Here is a 15,713-nt window from a genome sequence, read left to right as displayed (position 1 = left end):
GTATCCCCGATGTCGCTGACCGAAGCCCGCAAGCAGTACAAGCCGTTCGAATACCCCTGGGCCTATGAATATTGGAAGCGCCAGCAGCAGCTTCACTGGCTGCCCGAAGAAGTGCCGTTGGGCGAGGATTGCCGCGACTGGGCGCAGAAGCTGTCCGAGCATGAACGCAACCTGCTGACCCAGATCTTCCGCTTCTTTACGCAAGCCGATGTCGAGGTGCAGGACTGTTACCACGAAAAATATGGCCGCGTGTTCAAGCCGACCGAGGTCAAGATGATGCTGACCGCGTTCAGCAACATGGAGACCGTGCATATTGCGGCATATAGCCACCTGCTCGACACCATTGGCATGCCGGAAAGCGAATATGGCGCGTTCCTCGAATATGGCGAGCTGAAGGACAAGCACGATTATCTTCAGCAGTTCGGCGTCGATTCGGATGAGGACATTGCGCGCACGCTGGCAATGTTCGGCGGTTTCACCGAGGGGGTTCAGCTGTTCGCGTCGTTCGCGATGCTGATGAACTTCCCGCGCTTCAACAAGATGAAGGGCATGGGCCAGATCGTGTCATGGTCGGTGCGCGATGAAAGCCTGCACTGCGAAGGCATCATCCGTCTGTTCCACGCCTTCACCAAGGAGCGCGACTGCCTGACCAAAACGGTCAAGGACGATATCGCCGATGTGTGCCAGACGACGATCCGGCTGGAGGACGCATTCATCGACCTGGCGTTCGAAATGGGCCCGGTGAACGGCATGACGGCCAAGGATATCAAGAAGTATATCCGCTACATCGCCGATTGGCGGATGAGCCAGCTGGGCCTGAAGCCGATCTACATGATCGACGAACATCCCATCCCGTGGCTGACCCCGCTGCTGAACGGTGTCGAGCACGCCAATTTCTTTGAAACGCGCGCGACCGAATATTCCAAGGGCGCCACGCGCGGAAATTGGAATGATGTGTGGGACAGCTTTGACAAGCGTAAAAAGGTAAACGATGCTGCACCTGCGAACGAAGACGCAGATGCGCTGGGCGATATGTTTGCTCAGGCAGGTGTCGCAGCGGAGTAAATCGGCATGACGGGGGCGTGGGGGCGCTGTGGGCTGGCGGTGGCGGCGGGGTTGGCATTTGCCGCACCCGCCGCCGCGCAGGACCGGGGAGAAATGTCTGCGGAGCGCACAACGCGCGCCTATCTCGACCGGATCGAGGCAATGAATCACAAGGGCCCGCGGCTAAATGCGGTGATCGCCGTGGCACCCGACGCAATCGAGCAGGCGCGACGTCTGGATGCGGAGCGCAAGGCGGGCCGAGTGCGCGGCGCGCTGCATGGGCTGCCCGTCCTCATCAAGGACAATATCGACACGCGCGAATTGCCCACTACGGCGGGCAGCCTGGCGCTGGCGAACAACATGACGGGTCGCGACGCACCCGTCGTTGCGCGCCTGCGTGACGCGGGGATCGTCATGCTGGGCAAGGCCAACCTGTCCGAATGGGCCAATATCCGATCGTCCGATTCGATGAGTGGATGGAGCGCGGCGGGCGGCCTGGTCCGCAATCCCTATGCGCTCGACCGCACGGCATGCGGATCCTCCAGCGGCACGGGTGCGGCGATCGCGGCTGGCTTTGCCTGGGCCGGGGTGGGGACCGAAACCGATGGCTCGGTCGTCTGCCCCTCGGCCATCAACGGCCTTGTCGGCATGAAGCCGACGCTGGGGCTGGTCAGCCGTACGCATGTCGTGCCGATCAGCCACAGTCAGGACACGCCCGGCCCGATGGCGCGCAGCGTCCGCGACGCCGCGATGCTGCTCGGTGCCATGGCGGGCAGCGATCCCGCCGACGCCGCGACCGCCGATGCGGATGCCCATCGCGTTGACTATGCCGCGCGGCTGAACCCGGCAGTGCTGAAGGGCATGCGGGTCGGTGTGCTGCGCCCGGCGCGCCTGTCGAGCGACATGAGCGCACGATTCGACGCGGCGCTGGCACTTTTGCGCGGCGCGGGTGCGGTACTGGTCGACGTAAAGCGGCCTGATACCGAGGGCATGGGCGCCGCGGAGTTCGACGTACTCAAGATGGAGCTGAAGTCCGATCTGGCCGATTATCTGGCGACCACGCCGGGCACGGTGAAGGTCCGCACGCTGGCCGACGTCATCGCCTTCAACCGCACCAATGCCGCGACGGAAATGCCCTTCTTTGGACAGGATATCTTCGAGGCGGCGGAAAAGACCGGCGGTACCGCCGACCCCGGCTATCGCCCCGCGCGGGAGAAGTCCAAGGCACTGGCGACGCAGGCGCTGGACACGATGCTGGCCGACGTCCGGCTGATCGTGACTCCCAGCTATGGCGCGGCTTGGCTGTCGGACCCGGTGCATGGCGATCAGGTGAGTGGCCCGTCGGCCAGCGGCCTGCCCGCGATTTCGGGCTATCCGCATCTGACGGTGCCGATGGGGCTGCTCGACGATCTGCCCGTCGGCCTGTCGTTTATCGGCGCGAAATGGAGCGAGCAGTTGCTGTTCGATGCAGGTGCCGGGTTCGAGGCGGCGCGCGGTGCCTTTCCCGCGCCGCGTTATGCGCCGTCGGCCGATGCCGGGCCGGGACTAGACCCGGTGCGGTAACGCACGGCGACGATCGCTTGCCAAAGGACCAGTGCGGGGACCAGGCCCAGCTCGATTGCGAGTCCGGCTATGTGCCCCGCCGATGGTCCGCCGACCTGATACGCGCTCCAGGCCCTTCCGATTCCGCCGGCAACGACCATCGCCGCGAGCAGCCGAAAGCGCGGGCCCTTGCGCTCAATGGCGGGAATGCAGCTGGCAAAGGCGATGCCTAGGGCAAGAAAGATACCCGACAGATAACGGAAATGGCTGTCCAGATCGGTCGCGATCGGCGCTGCCTGTCCCAGCCATATGGGGCCGCGCAGCAAGCTGATCGTGGCGACCGACAGCGGTACCAGGCTGGCCGCGGCAACCGACAGTTGCAGCGCCCGCCGCCCGCCCGTCACCGGTCCAGCCGTGTGCGGTCGCGCTCCAGCAACTCCTCCCGAATATGCGACGCCTTCAGCGACATACGCACTTCGATCAGGAAAAAGACCAGTCCCAGGATCAGCATGACCATCGAACCGATGAACGCGCTGGCCACGACGGTGCCGATCCGCAGGTGTGATAATTCCGCGATGAACAGCAATGCAACGACCGCGCAGATGGCGATCGCCGATGCGGTCACCAGCGAAATCGACAGGTTGATGACCGTGATCCGCCGGTCGATGCGCCGCAATTCCCAGACGTGGCGATCATGTTCGGGACCAGTGGTGCGCGGATGTAGCTGCTCGAGCGAACGCGCCCGGTCGATCACCCGCGCCAGTCGCCCGGTCAGCACGTTCAACAGCCCGGCGATCCCGGCGAGCAGGAACACCGGCGCGATTGCGATCTGGATGGTTTCCGCGACGGTCGAAATGACGAACTCCATTGCCCGTCTTGTGATGATGAAGCCGGGGTGCGGCAAGTGGAAAAGGCCAGGAGCAGTTCGCCAACCCTATTGCGACTGCGAAGCAGGTGCGAAAAAGAGTTTGTCCGTTGAGTCGATCGGGACTGGATTCATCCGCGCGGCTGTGCTTAGGGCACTGGCAAACACCTGCCGCGACCCCAATTCCGAAGGAAGGAAGCCCGCGCGATGAATATCCATGAATATCAGGCCAAGGAACTGCTCGCCAAGTTCGGCGTGCCCGTACCCGCCGGCTTTGCCGCCCTCAGCGTCGAAGAAGCGGTCGAGGCATCCAAGAAGCTGCCCGGACCGCTCTATGTCGTGAAAGCACAGATTCATGCTGGCGGCCGCGGCAAGGGCAAGTTCAAGGAACTCGGCCCCGACGCCAAGGGCGGCGTTCGCCTTGCCAAGACCGAGGACGATGTTCGCCACGCGGCCACCGAAATGCTCGGTAACACGCTGGTCACGATCCAGACGGGCGACGCCGGCAAGCAGGTCAACCGCCTGTACGTGACCGACGGCGTCGACATCGCCAAGGAATTCTATCTGGCGCTGCTGGTCAACCGCGCGACCGGCCGGGTGTCGATGGTTGCCTCGACCGAAGGCGGCATGGACATCGAAACCGTCGCGCATGACACGCCGGAAAAGATCCACTCGATCGACATCGACACCGCCACCGGCTTTATGCCGCATCACGGCCGCGCCGTGGCTGCTGCGCTGGAACTGACCGGCGACCTTGCCAAGCAGGCCGCGAATGTCGCGTCCAAGCTGTATGACGCGTTCCTCGGCACCGACGCCGAGCAGATCGAGATCAATCCGCTGGCCGTTACCGACGATGGCAAGCTGATGGTCCTGGACGCCAAGGTCGGCTTCGACGGCAACGCGCTGTTCCGTCACAAGGATCTGGTCGAACTGCGCGACGAGACTGAAGAAGATCCGATGGAACTGGAAGCGTCGAAGTACGACCTCGCTTACATCAAGCTGGACGGCAACATCGGCTGCATGGTCAACGGCGCGGGCCTGGCGATGGCGACGATGGACATCATCAAGCTGAACGGCGCATTCCCGGCCAACTTCCTCGACGTCGGCGGCGGCGCTTCGAAGGAAAAGGTGACCGCGGCGTTCAAGATCATCCTGAGCGACCCCGCGGTCGAGGGTATCCTGGTCAATATCTTTGGCGGGATCATGAAGTGCGACATCATCGCCGACGGCATCGTCGCCGCTGCGCGTGAAGTGAACCTGTCGGTGCCGCTGGTCGTCCGTCTTGAGGGCACCAACGTCCAGCAGGGCAAGGACATCCTGGCCAATTCGGGTCTGCCGATCGTCCCGGCCAACGATCTGGGCGACGCCGCCAAGAAGATCGTGGCCGAGGTCAAGAAAGTCGCCTGAACCCAATCGGGTGATTCGCGTTGAAGGGTCCGGGCGGCAACGCCCGGGCCTTTCTTGCATTTGCCGCTACGGAACGCCGCCTGGCCCGTACCGGACTTGCGAAACCGGCCATGAACGCCCAGAAACGGTGCGTACCGAAGTTTGAAAACAGACCCGTCGCAGGGAAAGGAGCCACTGGTGAAGCTACTCGTGCCCGTCAAGCGCGTGCTTGACTATAACGTGAAGCCGCGCGTGAAAGCCGACGGCACCGGCGTCGACCTGGCCAACGTCAAGATGAGCATGAACCCCTTTGACGAAATCGCCGTCGAAGAGGCGATCCGCTTGAAGGAAAAGGGCGTTGCGACCGAGATCGTCGTCGTTTCGATCGGCGAGCCCAAGGCGCAGGACACGCTCAGGACCGCGCTGGCCATGGGCGCCGACCGTGCCATCCTGGTCACCGTCGAAGGTCCGGTCGAGCCGCTGGCCGTCGCCAAGATCCTGAAGGGCGTTGTCGACGAAGAAGCGCCGCAGATGGTGATCCTGGGTAAGCAGGCGATCGACGACGACGCCAACCAGACCGGCCAGATGCTGGCCGCGCTGACCGGCTGGGCGCAGGGCACCTTTGCCAGCAAGGTCCAGGTCGAGGGCGAGGCCGTGAAGGTCACGCGCGAAGTCGATGGCGGCTTGGAAACGGTCAGCCTGAAGCTGCCGGCGATCGTCACCACCGACCTTCGCCTGAACGAGCCGCGCTATGCCAGCCTGCCGAACATCATGAAGGCAAAGTCCAAGCCGCTGGCGAACAAGACCGCCGCCGATTACGGCGTCGACACCACGCCGCGTCTGACGGTCGTGTCGGTTGCCGAGCCGGGCAAGCGGCAGGCAGGGGTCAAGGTTGCCGATGTTGACGAACTGGTGATGAAGCTCAAGGCGATGGGAGTTGCCAAGTGAAGACGCTCGTCTGGGTCGAACATGACGGTCAGGCCGTCAAGGATGCCACGCTGTCAGCGGTGACCGCCGCGTCAAAGCTTGGCGAAGTGCATCTGCTGATCGCTGGTCAGAGCGTGTCGGGCGTTGCCGATGCCGCGGCGAAGATCGCCGGTGTGGGCAAGGTGCATGTGGCCGACGATGCCGCCTATGCTCATGCGCTGGCCGAAAATGTCGCGCCGCTGGTCGTCAGTCTGATGGACAGCCACGACGCCTTTGTCGCGCCGGCGACCACGACGGGCAAGAACATTGCTCCACGCGTCGCGGCGCTGCTGGACGTGATGCAGCTCTCCGACATTCTGTCGGTCGAAGGGCCGGACACGTTCACGCGTCCGATCTATGCCGGCAATGCCATCGCCACGGTGAAGACCGCCGACAGGAAGCTGGTCGTCACGGTTCGCGGCACTGCTTTTGAAAAGGCGGCGGCTGAGGGTGGTTCGGGCACGGTCGAGGCAGTGACGGGCGCGGGCGATGCCGGCCTGTCCAGCTTCGTCGGGTCCGAGATTGCCGCATCGGCGCGGCCTGAGCTGACCAGCGCCAAGGTGATCGTCTCCGGCGGTCGCGCGCTGGGTTCGGCGGAGCAGTTTCACGAGCTGATCGAGCCGCTGGCCGACAAGCTGGGCGCCGGCATCGGCGCGTCGCGCGCGGCGGTCGACGCGGGCTATGCCCCCAACGATTATCAGGTTGGGCAGACGGGCAAGATCGTTGCGCCCGAGGTCTATGTCGCGGTCGGTATCTCTGGTGCGATCCAGCATCTGGCGGGAATGAAGGATTCCAAGATCATCGTCGCCATCAACAAGGATGAGGACGCGCCGATTTTCCAGGTCGCGGACCTCGGCCTGGTAGGCGATCTGTTCAAGCTGCTGCCGGAGCTGACCGAAAAGCTCTGATCGACTGCGGTCGAACGGAAAGGGCGCGGGGCCATTGGCCACCGCGCCCTTTTTCATGCGTGATCGGCGGCGTCGGCGATCCGTTCCGGCTCGTCCGCGATGGGCCGCGCGGTGCGCAGCAGGAGGAAGCCGACCGCAGCGGAGATGATCGATCCGACCAGAACGCCGATCTTCACCTCGTCGATCAGCAATTCATTGCCGGGGAAGGCAAGTCCGCCAATGAACAGGCTCATCGTAAAGCCGATGCCCGCCAGCATCGATACGCCCCAAACCTGTCGCCATGTCGCGCGCGGGCAGGGGGCAAAGCCGGTCTTGTCCGAAATCCACACGGCGGAGAAGATGCCGATCTGCTTACCCGCGAACAGGCCCAGCATGATCGCCAGCGGCAGCGGCTCCAGCAGAATCGCAGGGCTGAGCCCCGCGAACGAAACGCCCGCATTGGCAAAGCCGAACAGCGGCACGATCACGAATGCCACGGGGGAGTGGAGCATATGCTCCAACCGGTGAAGCGGCGAGTGTATGGCATCCGGCGCGGCGGGCGATTTGACGATCGGGATTGCCATTGCCGCCAGCACGCCGGCGACGGTCGCATGCACGCCCGATTTGAACACGAACAGCCACAGCGGCAGCGTCAGCAGCAGATAGGGCCACAGCGACAGCACGCCCCGCCGGTTCAGCAGGAACATGAGCGCCAGCACACCAAAGGACGCCGCCAGCCAACCCCAACCGATCCCGGCGGTATAGACGACTGCGATGACCACTACCGCGCCCATATCGTCGACGATGGCGACCGTGGTCAGGAACAGCTTGAGCGAGGCGGGCGCCTGTTTGCCCAGCAACGCCAGCACGCCGATGGCAAAGGCGATGTCGGTCGCCGCCGGGATCGCCCAGCCCGGCGTCAGCGCGGGGTCGGGCGCGACCACCGCGAGATAGACCAGCGCCGGCACGATCATGCCCGCCGCTGCCGCTGCCACGGGCAGCCGCCGCCGATCCCAGCTGGCGAGCCGGCCGTCGATCAGCTCGCGCTTGATCTCAAGCCCGACCAGCATGAAAAAGATCGCCATCAGTGCATCGTTGATCCACAGATGCAGCGTCATCGGCCCGTATTTGGGGCTGAGTTCCGGACCCGTGGTCATGTGCAGAAGGTGGAAATAGCCTTCGCTCGTCGCGGGCAGGTTGGCGACCACCATTGCTGCCAGCGCGGCGGCGATCAGCACGATCCCGCCCATCGCCTCGCTGTGAAGGAAGCTGCGAAGCGCCGAACGTGAACGCCCCACCAGTCGGGTCGGCATGTAATTCCCCTTTTTGTCAGCAACGGCCCGCCCCTTCCTATGCACTGGTCGAGGCGTGGCAAAGCCTTTATCGACCCGCGCATGACGGTTTACGCCTCTCGTCCGCCCTCCTTTGTGGCGCTTCGCCGGTGGTGGCGCGCGCATATGCGCCGCGATGTCAATCACGCGGCTGTAATCGAACAGGTCCGCGACGATGCGGGCTGGAATGGACGCTATGCGTTCATGATCCTGATGTCGGCGGGCATCGCGGTGCTGGGCCTGTTGCTATCCTCACCGGCGGTGGTGATCGGGGCAATGTTGATCTCCCCGCTGATGGGGCCGATCATCGGACTGGGCTTTGGTCTTGCGACCTTTGACTGGCCGGAGATCCGCACGGGCGCGACCGCGCTGGCGCTGGGCATCGTGCTGGCGGTGACGTTCACCGCGCTGGTCGTGCTGTTGTCGCCGCTCCAGAATGTGACCGACGAGATTGCGGCGCGTACGCGGCCCAACCTGTTCGACCTGATGGTGGCGCTGTTTTCGGCGCTGGCGGGCAGCTACGCCGTCATTCACGGCCGGTCAGGCACGGTCGTCGGCGTGGCCATCGCCACGGCATTGATGCCGCCGCTGGCGGTTGTCGGCTTTGGTCTGGCGACCCAGAACTGGACGGTCTTCGGCGGTTCGCTGCTGCTGTTTGTGACCAACCTGATGACGATCGCGCTGGCGGCCGCCGTGATTGCGCGCATCCACGGGTTCGGCGCCCATCTGTCGCCGCAGCATACCTTGTTCCAGACGGTGATGGTCCTGGGCCTGCTGGCGGCGCTTGCGGTTCCGCTGGCGGTGTCGTTGCGTCAGATTGCGTGGGAATCGCTGTTCTCACGTCAGGCGCGCGAAGTCATCGCCGATGAATTCGGTGGCGAGGCGCGGCTGAGCCAGGTCGATATCGCTTATGGCCGCGATCCCATCCGTGTGACCGCGACGGTGCTGACCCCGCGTTACAATCGCAATGCCGAACGTCATGCCGCGTCAGTTCTTCGCCGTCGCACAGGTCGCCCGGTCGCGGTGTCGATCGAGCAATATCGCGTGGGCACGGGCGCTGAGGCGGAAGCGGCGCAGATCGCGAACGCGGCGGGCCAGTTGAGCGACCGCACTGGTGAGCGGCTGGTCGAGCAACTGTCCATCGTATCGGGGGCGCCGCGCGAATCGATCCTGATCGATGTCGAGCAACGTCACGCCGTGGTCCGCGCACAGCCATTACCGGGCGCCTCGCTGGAGACCTATCGCCTGCTGGAGCAGCGCGTGGCGCGGACAGCCCCGGCGTGGCGCATCGAACTGGTGCCGCCTGCGCTCGACCTGCCGGAAATCGTCATCGCGGATGAAGCGCCCGATGCGGCGGCGCTGGCCACCGTCATCTGGGCGGCGCAGCGAACCGGCCTGCCGGTTACGATCACGGGCGGGGAGGAGGGGACGACTTCCGTGGGCGAGGCGCTTCAGCGCGCGGGCCTGACGATCCGGGTCGAGGATGGGACGGGAACATCGGTCCAGCCCGCCTGGACGACGGGTGATGCCGAATGATCAGCCGGGCGGGCGCGTGTCCACACGCGCCATACGCGTCCCCTGCTGCTGGCAGGCGCCGGTCAGTTCGGGAAAGGACAGGTCGTTGTTGCGCGTAAGTGCTGCGGGCATCGCTGCCTGACATTCCAGCGCCGAGCGATAACGGATCGGCTCGACACGCGCCTGCTCGCAAGCCGTGCCGGCATCGCCGCAGCCCATGATCGCAATGACGTAGTAGAGCGGTTCCATTGATCTAGCCTCCGCATCACCAAACGCGGGATGCGGTGAATCGTTGCATAATGCGGTGCGTTGCATGTGGCGGCGCTTGACACCAGATAGGCCCTTGCATGCCCCCGATCGATACCACCAGCACCACGGTCGAGCGTCCGCTCCTGCCCACCGTGCGCCGTTTCCTGCCCTATCTATGGCCCCGCGACGCACCGGGGATGAAGGCGCGCATCATCGTTGCGATGTTCTTTGTCATCCTGTCGAAGCTAGTGCAGGTCTATGGCGCCCCGTTCGCGTTACAGGGCGCCGTCGACGGAATGGCGTCGGGCGACCGCAGCGCCGCGACGCTGATCGTGCTGCTGGTCATCGGCTATGCCGTCGCGCGGCTGGGCACGGTGTTGTTCGACAACCTGCGCAACGCCGTGTTCGAGCGGGTGGGACAGGATGCGACGCGACGGCTGGCGGCGGCGGTGTTCCGGCACCTGCACCAGTTGTCGCTGCGCTTTCATCTGGAACGGCGGACGGGCGCGATCACCAAGGTGGTCGAGCGCGGGACCAAAAGCATCGACACGATGCTGTACTTCCTGCTGTTCAACATCGCGCCCACCATCCTCGAACTGGGGCTGGTGCTTCAGATCTTCGGCTCGCGATTCGGCATGTGGCTGGTTGGATCGACGCTGGCGATGGTAGTCATCTATATCGGCTTTACCCGCATGGTCACCGACTGGCGGCAAAAGCTGCGCGAGCGGATGAACGACCTGGATACCGGCGCGGTCGCCCATGCGGTGGATTCGCTGCTGAACTTCGAAACGGTCAAATATTTCAATGCTGAGCGGCGTGAGGCGGAGCGGTATGAACGCGCCGTCCATGCATATGCAAATGCCGCGACCAAGAGCGAGAACAGCCTTGCCTGGCTGAATATCGGCCAGTCGGTCATCACCAACGGGATGCTGGCGCTGGGCATGGGCGTTATCGCCTGGGGCTGGTCGACGGGGCGGTTCAGTCCGGGCGACGTGGTGCTGGTTTCGACGCTGCTGACCCAGTTGTTCCGCCCACTGGACATGCTGGGCTGGGTCTATCGCACCATCCGTCAGGGCGTAATCGACATGGGCGCAATGTTCGACCTGCTCGATACCGGGGCAGAGGTGCGCGACGCGCCGGGGGCACCCGCGCTGGTGATCGACAAGGCCGCAATCCGGTTCGAGGGGGTGGTGTTCGGTTACGACCCCGACCGTGCGATCCTGAACGGCCTCGACCTCGACGTGCCGGCTGGCGCGACGGTGGCGATCGTCGGTCATTCGGGCGCGGGCAAGTCGACCATCGCGCGGCTGATGTTCCGGTTCTATGACGTGCAGGCGGGTCGCATCCTGATCGACGGACAGGATATTCAGGCGGTGCAACAGGAAAGCCTGCGCGCCGCCATCGGCATCGTGCCGCAGGATACGGTGTTGTTCAACGACACCATTGGCTACAACATCGCCTATGGCCGCGAAGGGGCCGGGCAGGGCGAGATCGAGGGCGCGGCACGCGGCGCGGCGATCGGCGGCTTCATCGAAAGCCTGCCCGACGGTTACGACACGCGCGTGGGCGAACGCGGGCTGAAGCTGTCGGGCGGCGAAAAGCAGCGCGTCGCGATTGCCCGCACGCTGTTGAAAGACCCGCCGATCCTCATCTTGGATGAAGCAACATCGGCGTTGGACAGCCGGACCGAGGCGGAAATCCAGGCAACGCTGGAGACGATCGAGCGCGGGCGCACCACGCTGGTCATCGCACATCGCCTGTCGACCATCGTGCATGCGGACCGCATCGTCGTTCTAGAGGGCGGGCGGGTTGCCGAACAGGGTACGCATGGCGAATTGCTGCGTCGCGGCGGCATTTATGCCGAGATGTGGGCACGTCAGGCGCGCGAGCGTGAAGAGGCGCTGGCCGCTGAATGAGGGAAACGGGCATGACGGACGAACCGAAAAAGGGCTATGTCAACTGGCTGGGCGGCGCGGCCATTGCGGCGGGCGCGGTCGGCGGCGGTCTTGCCTTATGGTCGGCACTGGCGGCGCGCGCGGCGAACCGGGCGGTACCCGCTGACGGCAAGTTCGTCGAGGTGGACGGCGCGCGCATCCATTATGTTGATCAGGGCCAGGGCCCAGTGCTGCTGATGGTCCACGGCCTGATGGGGCAGCTGCGTAACTTCACCTATGCGCTTAGCGAGCGTCTGGCGTCGGATTACCGGGTGATCGCCATCGACCGGCCCGGTTGGGGCCATTCGACCTTTAGCGGGCGGCGTCCGAACGTGCTGGAACAGGGGCGGCTGATCGCCCGCGTGGCCGATGCGCTGGGGCTGGAGCGACCGGTGCTGGTGGGCCATTCGCTGGGCGGCGCGGTGTCGCTGGCGGCGGCGTTGGCCTCGCCGGGGCGCTTTGGCGCGCTGGCACTGGTGGCGCCGCTGACCCAGCCGGTCGATGCGCCGCCGCCGCAATTTTCCGGACTGGCGACGCCCGTCGGCGTGCGACAGGCGCTGTCCTGGACGCTTGCGGTGCCGAGCGCGATGCTGACCGGCCCCGCCGTTGCTGCCGCCGTTTTCGCGCCCGATCCCGTGCCCGCCGATTTCGTGACCAGGGGCGGCGGCGCGCTGTCGGCCCGGCCGCAAAGCTATCGCGCCGGTTCGTTCGAGGTGATGAACAGCCGGTCCGAAGTCGCATGGATGGCCGCCCATTATCCCGAACTGACGCTGCCGGTCGGCATCCTTTATGGTCGCGGCGACGCGGTGCTGGACCCGGCGCTGCAGGGCGAAGCAACGGCGGCGACGATTCCGGACGCGCGGATCGAGCTGATCGATGGCGGGCATATGCTGCCGGTGACGCACCCTGATGCCACTGCCGCATTCGTGCGGACCATTGCGGGGCTTGCCTGATCGGACATGGCCCCCGATAGCGGGCCGGGCATGACCCGCGACCCCATCGAAACGCTGAAATCGACCTTTGGCTTTCCCGCCTTTCGCGGGGTGCAGGCCGATGTGGTCGGCCGCGTGCTGGCGGGCAAGCGCACGCTGGCGGTGATGCCGACGGGCGCGGGCAAGTCGCTGACCTATCAATTGCCCAGCGTGATGATGGAGGGCACCTGCGTCGTCGTCAGTCCGCTGATCGCGCTGATGCACGACCAGCTTCGGGCGGCAGAGGCAGTGGGCATCCGTGCCGCCACGCTGACCAGCGCCGACACCAACCGGGCGGAGACGATCGACCGGTTCCGCGCCAGCGCGCTGGATTTGCTCTACATCGCCCCCGAACGCGCATCGACCGCGCATTTTCGCGATTTGCTGAGCGCGTCGCGCATCTGCCTGTTCGCCATCGACGAAGCGCATTGCGTCAGCGAATGGGGGCATGATTTCCGCCCCGACTACCGGCTGCTGAAACCGCTACTCGACCAGTTTCCCGATGTTCCGCGCCTGGCGCTGACTGCGACGGCGGACGCGCATACGCGAGCCGACATTCTTGAGCAGCTGGGCATTTCGCAGGACGGGCTGATCGTCGCCGGTTTCGACCGCCCCAATATCCGTTACGCCATCACCCCGCGCGATAACACCACCCGGCAATTGCTGGACGTCATCGCCGAACATGACGGGCCGGGCATCGTCTATGCCCCCACCCGCGCCGCGACGGAGAAGCTGGCGGCAGCGCTGGAGCGGTCGGGGCGGCCCACGCGCGCCTATCATGCCGGGCTGGACCCCGCGATCCGGGCCGCCAATCAGGCCGCGTTTGTCGCAAGCGAGGACATGGTGATCGTGGCGACGGTCGCGTTCGGCATGGGGATCGACAAGCCCGACGTGCGCTTTGTCGCCCATGCGGGGCTGCCAAAGTCGATCGAGGCCTATTATCAGGAAACCGGCCGTGCGGGGCGTGACGGTGACCCGGCGGTCGCGCATCTTTTCTGGGGTGCCGACGACCTGGCCCGCGCGCGCCAGCGGATCGCCGAGGTCGAACCGCATCGACAAGCTGGCGAACGCGCGCGGCTGGGCGCACTGGCGGGGCTGGTCGAGACCGCCGAATGTCGCCGCGCGGTGCTGCTGCGCTATTTCGGGGAAGACCCGCCTGCCACCTGCGGCAATTGCGACAATTGCCTGACCCCGCCCGCCACGGTCGATGCGACGGTGGTGGCGCAGAAGTACCTGTCGGCGGTGTTCCGCACCGGCCAGATGTTCGGCACCGGTTATGTCGAGCAGGTGCTGACGGGCCAGTCGAGCGAACGCAGCCTGATGAACGGCCACGAATCGCTGTCGGTGTGGAATATCGTCGATGGCGAGGAAGCGGCGCTGCTGAAGCCCGTGGCCCGCGCGCTGATGCTGCGCGATGCGGTGCGCGCCAATCCGCATGGCGGGCTGGAATTCGGGCCCGGCGCCCGCCCGATCCTGAAGGGTGAGACAGAGGTGCGGCTGATCGTGCCGCCCAAGCGTGAGCGACGGCGGGGTCGGGGCGGGGCCGGGGCGGCGGCGAACCCGGTCGGCCATCCGCTGTTCGAGGCGCTGCGCGCGAAGCGGCGCGAAATCGCACAGGAAACGGGTCTGCCGCCTTATGTCATCTTTCACGACTCGACCCTGCGCGACATGGCAATGGCACGCCCCGCCAGCCTGAGCGAAATGGGCCGGATCGCAGGGGTGGGCCAGCGAAAGCTGGACGCTTACGGCGCCGATTTCCTTGAGGTGATCCGCGCCGAGGGATAAGCGCGAGCGCAAAGGAGATTTTCCATGGCCGATATTCGCCGCATCGACGACCGGATCAGCGTCGCCCCCCAGATTCGCCCCGACGAACTGGCCGACATTGCAGCCCAGGGTTTCCGCGCGATCGTCAACAACCGCCCCGACGGGGAAGAGGCGGGGCAGCCGAGCGATGCCGAGATGCGCGACGCGGCGCAGGCGGCGGGGCTGTCCTATGCCGCCATTCCAATCACCCATGCCGGGTTCAGCCATCCCCAGATCGATGCGATGACGCAATTGCTGGCTGATGCCGACGGGCCGGTCCTGGCCTATTGCCGCTCGGGTACGCGGTCGTGCAACCTGTGGGCGCTCAGTGCCGCCAAGGCCGGTGGCGATCCGGCGGCGATCGTCGAAAAGGGCGCGGGTGCCGGTTACAACCTGTCGGGTATCCGCCCGATGCTCGACGCGCTGTCGGGCCGCGCGTGAGCTGGTCGCTGCTGGCGGGAATCGCCGCCGGCATGGTGGCATTGGCGCTGGCGGCGCGCTGGGCACGGCTGGCCGAACTCAGCCTGACCGATCCCGATAACGCGGTGGCCATTGCCGAGGGGCGCCTGGTCGGCTTTCACGCGCGCCAGGCTCTGCCCGGCGGCAATGGCGAAGGCGCGCTGGTGGCGGGCAATGGCACGGTTGCCCTGCTCAAGCGGCGCGGCGCGCGTGTCGATGTGCGCCGTCTGGTGCCGCCGCTGGCCCTGGTGCCTGCGGTCGAGGGGGTGGGCGTAGACAGCGGCGACCCCAAAATGGGCCATGTCGCGCTGTTTGGCGTGACCGACGATCAGGTCCGCGCGCTTGAGTCACTGGCGCTCAGGCCGACCGTTCACTGATCAGGCGTCGGGACGGCTCCAGATCCAGCTGCCGCTGACCACCGCGACGACGGCGGGAATCACGCACCACGGCCATGACGCCAAGGCAAGGCCCAGCACCGCGCTGCCCGTCAGGCCGATGGTGGCCGCCCATTTGCCTCGTCGCGGGATCGCCCCGCGCTGACGCCAGGCGATGACCGGCGGGCCGAAGCGCGGGTGATCCAGCAGCCACGCCTCGAACCGCGGACTGCCGCGTGCAAAGCAGAATGCGGCCAGGATCAGGAACGGCACCGTCGGCATGACCGGCAGGAACACGCCGATCAACCCCAGCAATACCGACAGGCCGCCGGCCAGATTCCACAGATGGCGAAGCACCGTCCCGTCGTGCCACCCCCCGATGCGACG

The 15,713-nt window shown here is 65.6% G+C and carries 16 protein-coding genes; 11 read left to right on the top strand and 5 right to left on the bottom strand.

Going from position 1 to position 15,713, the window contains the following annotated elements:
- The first annotated feature begins 9 nt into the window (after positions 1–9).
- Together ACAX61_RS06385 and ACAX61_RS06380 are read left to right on the top strand one after the other, a co-directional pair.
- Entirely contained in the window at positions 10–1,065 is a 1,056-nt protein-coding gene (locus ACAX61_RS06385; RefSeq protein ID WP_370713940.1) for a ribonucleotide-diphosphate reductase subunit beta, read from the top strand.
- 93 nt (positions 1,066–1,158) lie between these two features.
- Positions 1,159–2,607 (top strand): amidase, encoded by a 1,449-nt coding sequence (locus ACAX61_RS06380; RefSeq protein ID WP_370714928.1) that lies wholly within the window; start codon positions 1,159–1,161, stop codon positions 2,605–2,607.
- Here the strand turns inward: ACAX61_RS06380 and ACAX61_RS06375 are convergent.
- Positions 2,559–2,990, bottom strand: a complete 432-nt coding sequence (locus ACAX61_RS06375) for a DUF4345 domain-containing protein (RefSeq protein ID WP_370713939.1) — start codon at positions 2,988–2,990, stop codon at positions 2,559–2,561. The genes ACAX61_RS06380 and ACAX61_RS06375 overlap by 49 nt on opposite strands.
- Complete coding sequence (locus ACAX61_RS06370; protein ID WP_370713938.1) at positions 2,987–3,454, bottom strand: DUF2721 domain-containing protein; 468 nt, start codon at positions 3,452–3,454, stop codon at positions 2,987–2,989. The genes ACAX61_RS06375 and ACAX61_RS06370 overlap by 4 nt, the downstream gene beginning before the upstream one ends.
- 204 nt (positions 3,455–3,658) lie before the next feature.
- On the opposite strand from ACAX61_RS06370, the gene sucC reads away from it, so the two are divergent.
- The 3 genes from sucC (at position 3,659) to ACAX61_RS06355 (ending at position 6,711) form a co-directional block, all read left to right on the top strand.
- Positions 3,659–4,858, top strand: coding sequence for an ADP-forming succinate--CoA ligase subunit beta (sucC, locus tag ACAX61_RS06365; RefSeq protein WP_370713937.1), 1,200 nt, complete (start codon positions 3,659–3,661; stop codon positions 4,856–4,858).
- A gap of 177 nt (positions 4,859–5,035) precedes the next feature.
- Entirely contained in the window at positions 5,036–5,785 is a 750-nt protein-coding gene (locus tag ACAX61_RS06360; protein WP_370713936.1) for an electron transfer flavoprotein subunit beta/FixA family protein, read from the top strand.
- A complete protein-coding gene (locus tag ACAX61_RS06355; RefSeq protein WP_370713935.1) occupies positions 5,782–6,711 on the top strand; it encodes an electron transfer flavoprotein subunit alpha/FixB family protein in 930 nt (309 codons plus the stop codon). Before ACAX61_RS06360 ends, ACAX61_RS06355 begins: the two co-directional genes overlap by 4 nt.
- A gap of 53 nt (positions 6,712–6,764) precedes the next feature.
- Here the strand turns inward: ACAX61_RS06355 and nhaA are convergent, their stop codons facing one another.
- Positions 6,765–8,003, bottom strand: a complete 1,239-nt coding sequence (gene nhaA, locus ACAX61_RS06350) for a Na+/H+ antiporter NhaA (RefSeq protein WP_370713934.1) — start codon at positions 8,001–8,003, stop codon at positions 6,765–6,767.
- A 144-nt stretch (positions 8,004–8,147) separates the two neighbouring features.
- On the opposite strand from nhaA, the gene ACAX61_RS06345 reads away from it, so the two are divergent.
- Complete coding sequence (locus ACAX61_RS06345; protein WP_370713933.1) at positions 8,148–9,557, top strand: DUF389 domain-containing protein; 1,410 nt, start codon at positions 8,148–8,150, stop codon at positions 9,555–9,557.
- Here the strand turns inward: ACAX61_RS06345 and ACAX61_RS06340 are convergent, their stop codons facing one another.
- Positions 9,558–9,785: a hypothetical protein gene (locus ACAX61_RS06340; protein ID WP_370713932.1), complete on the bottom strand. Its 228-nt coding sequence runs from the start codon at positions 9,783–9,785 to the stop codon at positions 9,558–9,560.
- Between the two features lie 98 nt (positions 9,786–9,883).
- On the opposite strand from ACAX61_RS06340, the gene ACAX61_RS06335 reads away from it, so the two are divergent.
- Genes ACAX61_RS06335 through ACAX61_RS06315 form a run of 5 tightly spaced genes read left to right on the top strand, consistent with a single transcriptional unit; the run spans position 9,884 to position 15,329 of the window.
- On the top strand, positions 9,884–11,701 hold the full coding sequence (locus tag ACAX61_RS06335; protein WP_370713931.1) for an ABCB family ABC transporter ATP-binding protein/permease: 1,818 nt from the start codon (positions 9,884–9,886) through the stop codon (positions 11,699–11,701).
- An 11-nt stretch (positions 11,702–11,712) separates the two neighbouring features.
- Complete coding sequence (locus tag ACAX61_RS06330) at positions 11,713–12,672, top strand: alpha/beta fold hydrolase (protein WP_370713930.1); 960 nt, start codon at positions 11,713–11,715, stop codon at positions 12,670–12,672.
- Between the two features lie 30 nt (positions 12,673–12,702).
- Positions 12,703–14,475, top strand: coding sequence for a DNA helicase RecQ (gene recQ / locus ACAX61_RS06325; RefSeq protein WP_370714927.1), 1,773 nt, complete (start codon positions 12,703–12,705; stop codon positions 14,473–14,475).
- Between the two features lie 24 nt (positions 14,476–14,499).
- Positions 14,500–14,934: a protein tyrosine phosphatase family protein gene (locus ACAX61_RS06320; protein WP_370713929.1), complete on the top strand. Its 435-nt coding sequence runs from the start codon at positions 14,500–14,502 to the stop codon at positions 14,932–14,934.
- Positions 14,931–15,329: a hypothetical protein gene (locus ACAX61_RS06315; RefSeq protein ID WP_370713928.1), complete on the top strand. Its 399-nt coding sequence runs from the start codon at positions 14,931–14,933 to the stop codon at positions 15,327–15,329. Before ACAX61_RS06320 ends, ACAX61_RS06315 begins: the two co-directional genes overlap by 4 nt.
- On the opposite strand, the gene ACAX61_RS06310 is transcribed toward ACAX61_RS06315, so the two are convergent.
- Entirely contained in the window at positions 15,330–15,683 is a 354-nt protein-coding gene (locus ACAX61_RS06310) for a YbaN family protein (protein ID WP_370713927.1), read from the bottom strand.
- Positions 15,684–15,713: the final 30 nt, after the last annotated feature.

The sequence above is a fragment of the Sphingomonas sp. IW22 genome, from assembly GCF_041321155.1.
In the GTDB taxonomy this organism is placed as follows: Bacteria; Pseudomonadota; Alphaproteobacteria; order Sphingomonadales; family Sphingomonadaceae; genus Sphingomonas.
This window is presented reverse-complemented; position numbering and strand designations above follow the sequence as displayed.

Excerpts from the sequence above, each read along its gene's own strand:
- sucC (WP_370713937.1), top strand. The coding sequence starts at position 3,659 with ATGAATATCCATGAATATCAGGCCAAGGAACTGCTCGCCAAGTTCGGC.
- nhaA (WP_370713934.1), bottom strand. The coding sequence starts at position 8,003 with ATGCCGACCCGACTGGTGGGGCGTTCACGTTCGGCGCTTCGCAGCTTC.
- ACAX61_RS06320 (WP_370713929.1), top strand. The coding sequence starts at position 14,500 with ATGGCCGATATTCGCCGCATCGACGACCGGATCAGCGTCGCCCCCCAG.
- ACAX61_RS06385 (WP_370713940.1), top strand. The coding sequence starts at position 10 with ATGTCGCTGACCGAAGCCCGCAAGCAGTACAAGCCGTTCGAATACCCC.
- ACAX61_RS06345 (WP_370713933.1), top strand. The coding sequence starts at position 8,148 with ATGCGCCGCGATGTCAATCACGCGGCTGTAATCGAACAGGTCCGCGAC.
- ACAX61_RS06380 (WP_370714928.1), top strand. The coding sequence starts at position 1,159 with ATGTCTGCGGAGCGCACAACGCGCGCCTATCTCGACCGGATCGAGGCA.
- ACAX61_RS06330 (WP_370713930.1), top strand. The coding sequence starts at position 11,713 with ATGACGGACGAACCGAAAAAGGGCTATGTCAACTGGCTGGGCGGCGCG.
- ACAX61_RS06370 (WP_370713938.1), bottom strand. The coding sequence starts at position 3,454 with ATGGAGTTCGTCATTTCGACCGTCGCGGAAACCATCCAGATCGCAATC.
- ACAX61_RS06340 (WP_370713932.1), bottom strand. The coding sequence starts at position 9,785 with ATGGAACCGCTCTACTACGTCATTGCGATCATGGGCTGCGGCGATGCC.
- recQ (WP_370714927.1), top strand. The coding sequence starts at position 12,703 with ATGACCCGCGACCCCATCGAAACGCTGAAATCGACCTTTGGCTTTCCC.
- ACAX61_RS06335 (WP_370713931.1), top strand. The coding sequence starts at position 9,884 with ATGCCCCCGATCGATACCACCAGCACCACGGTCGAGCGTCCGCTCCTG.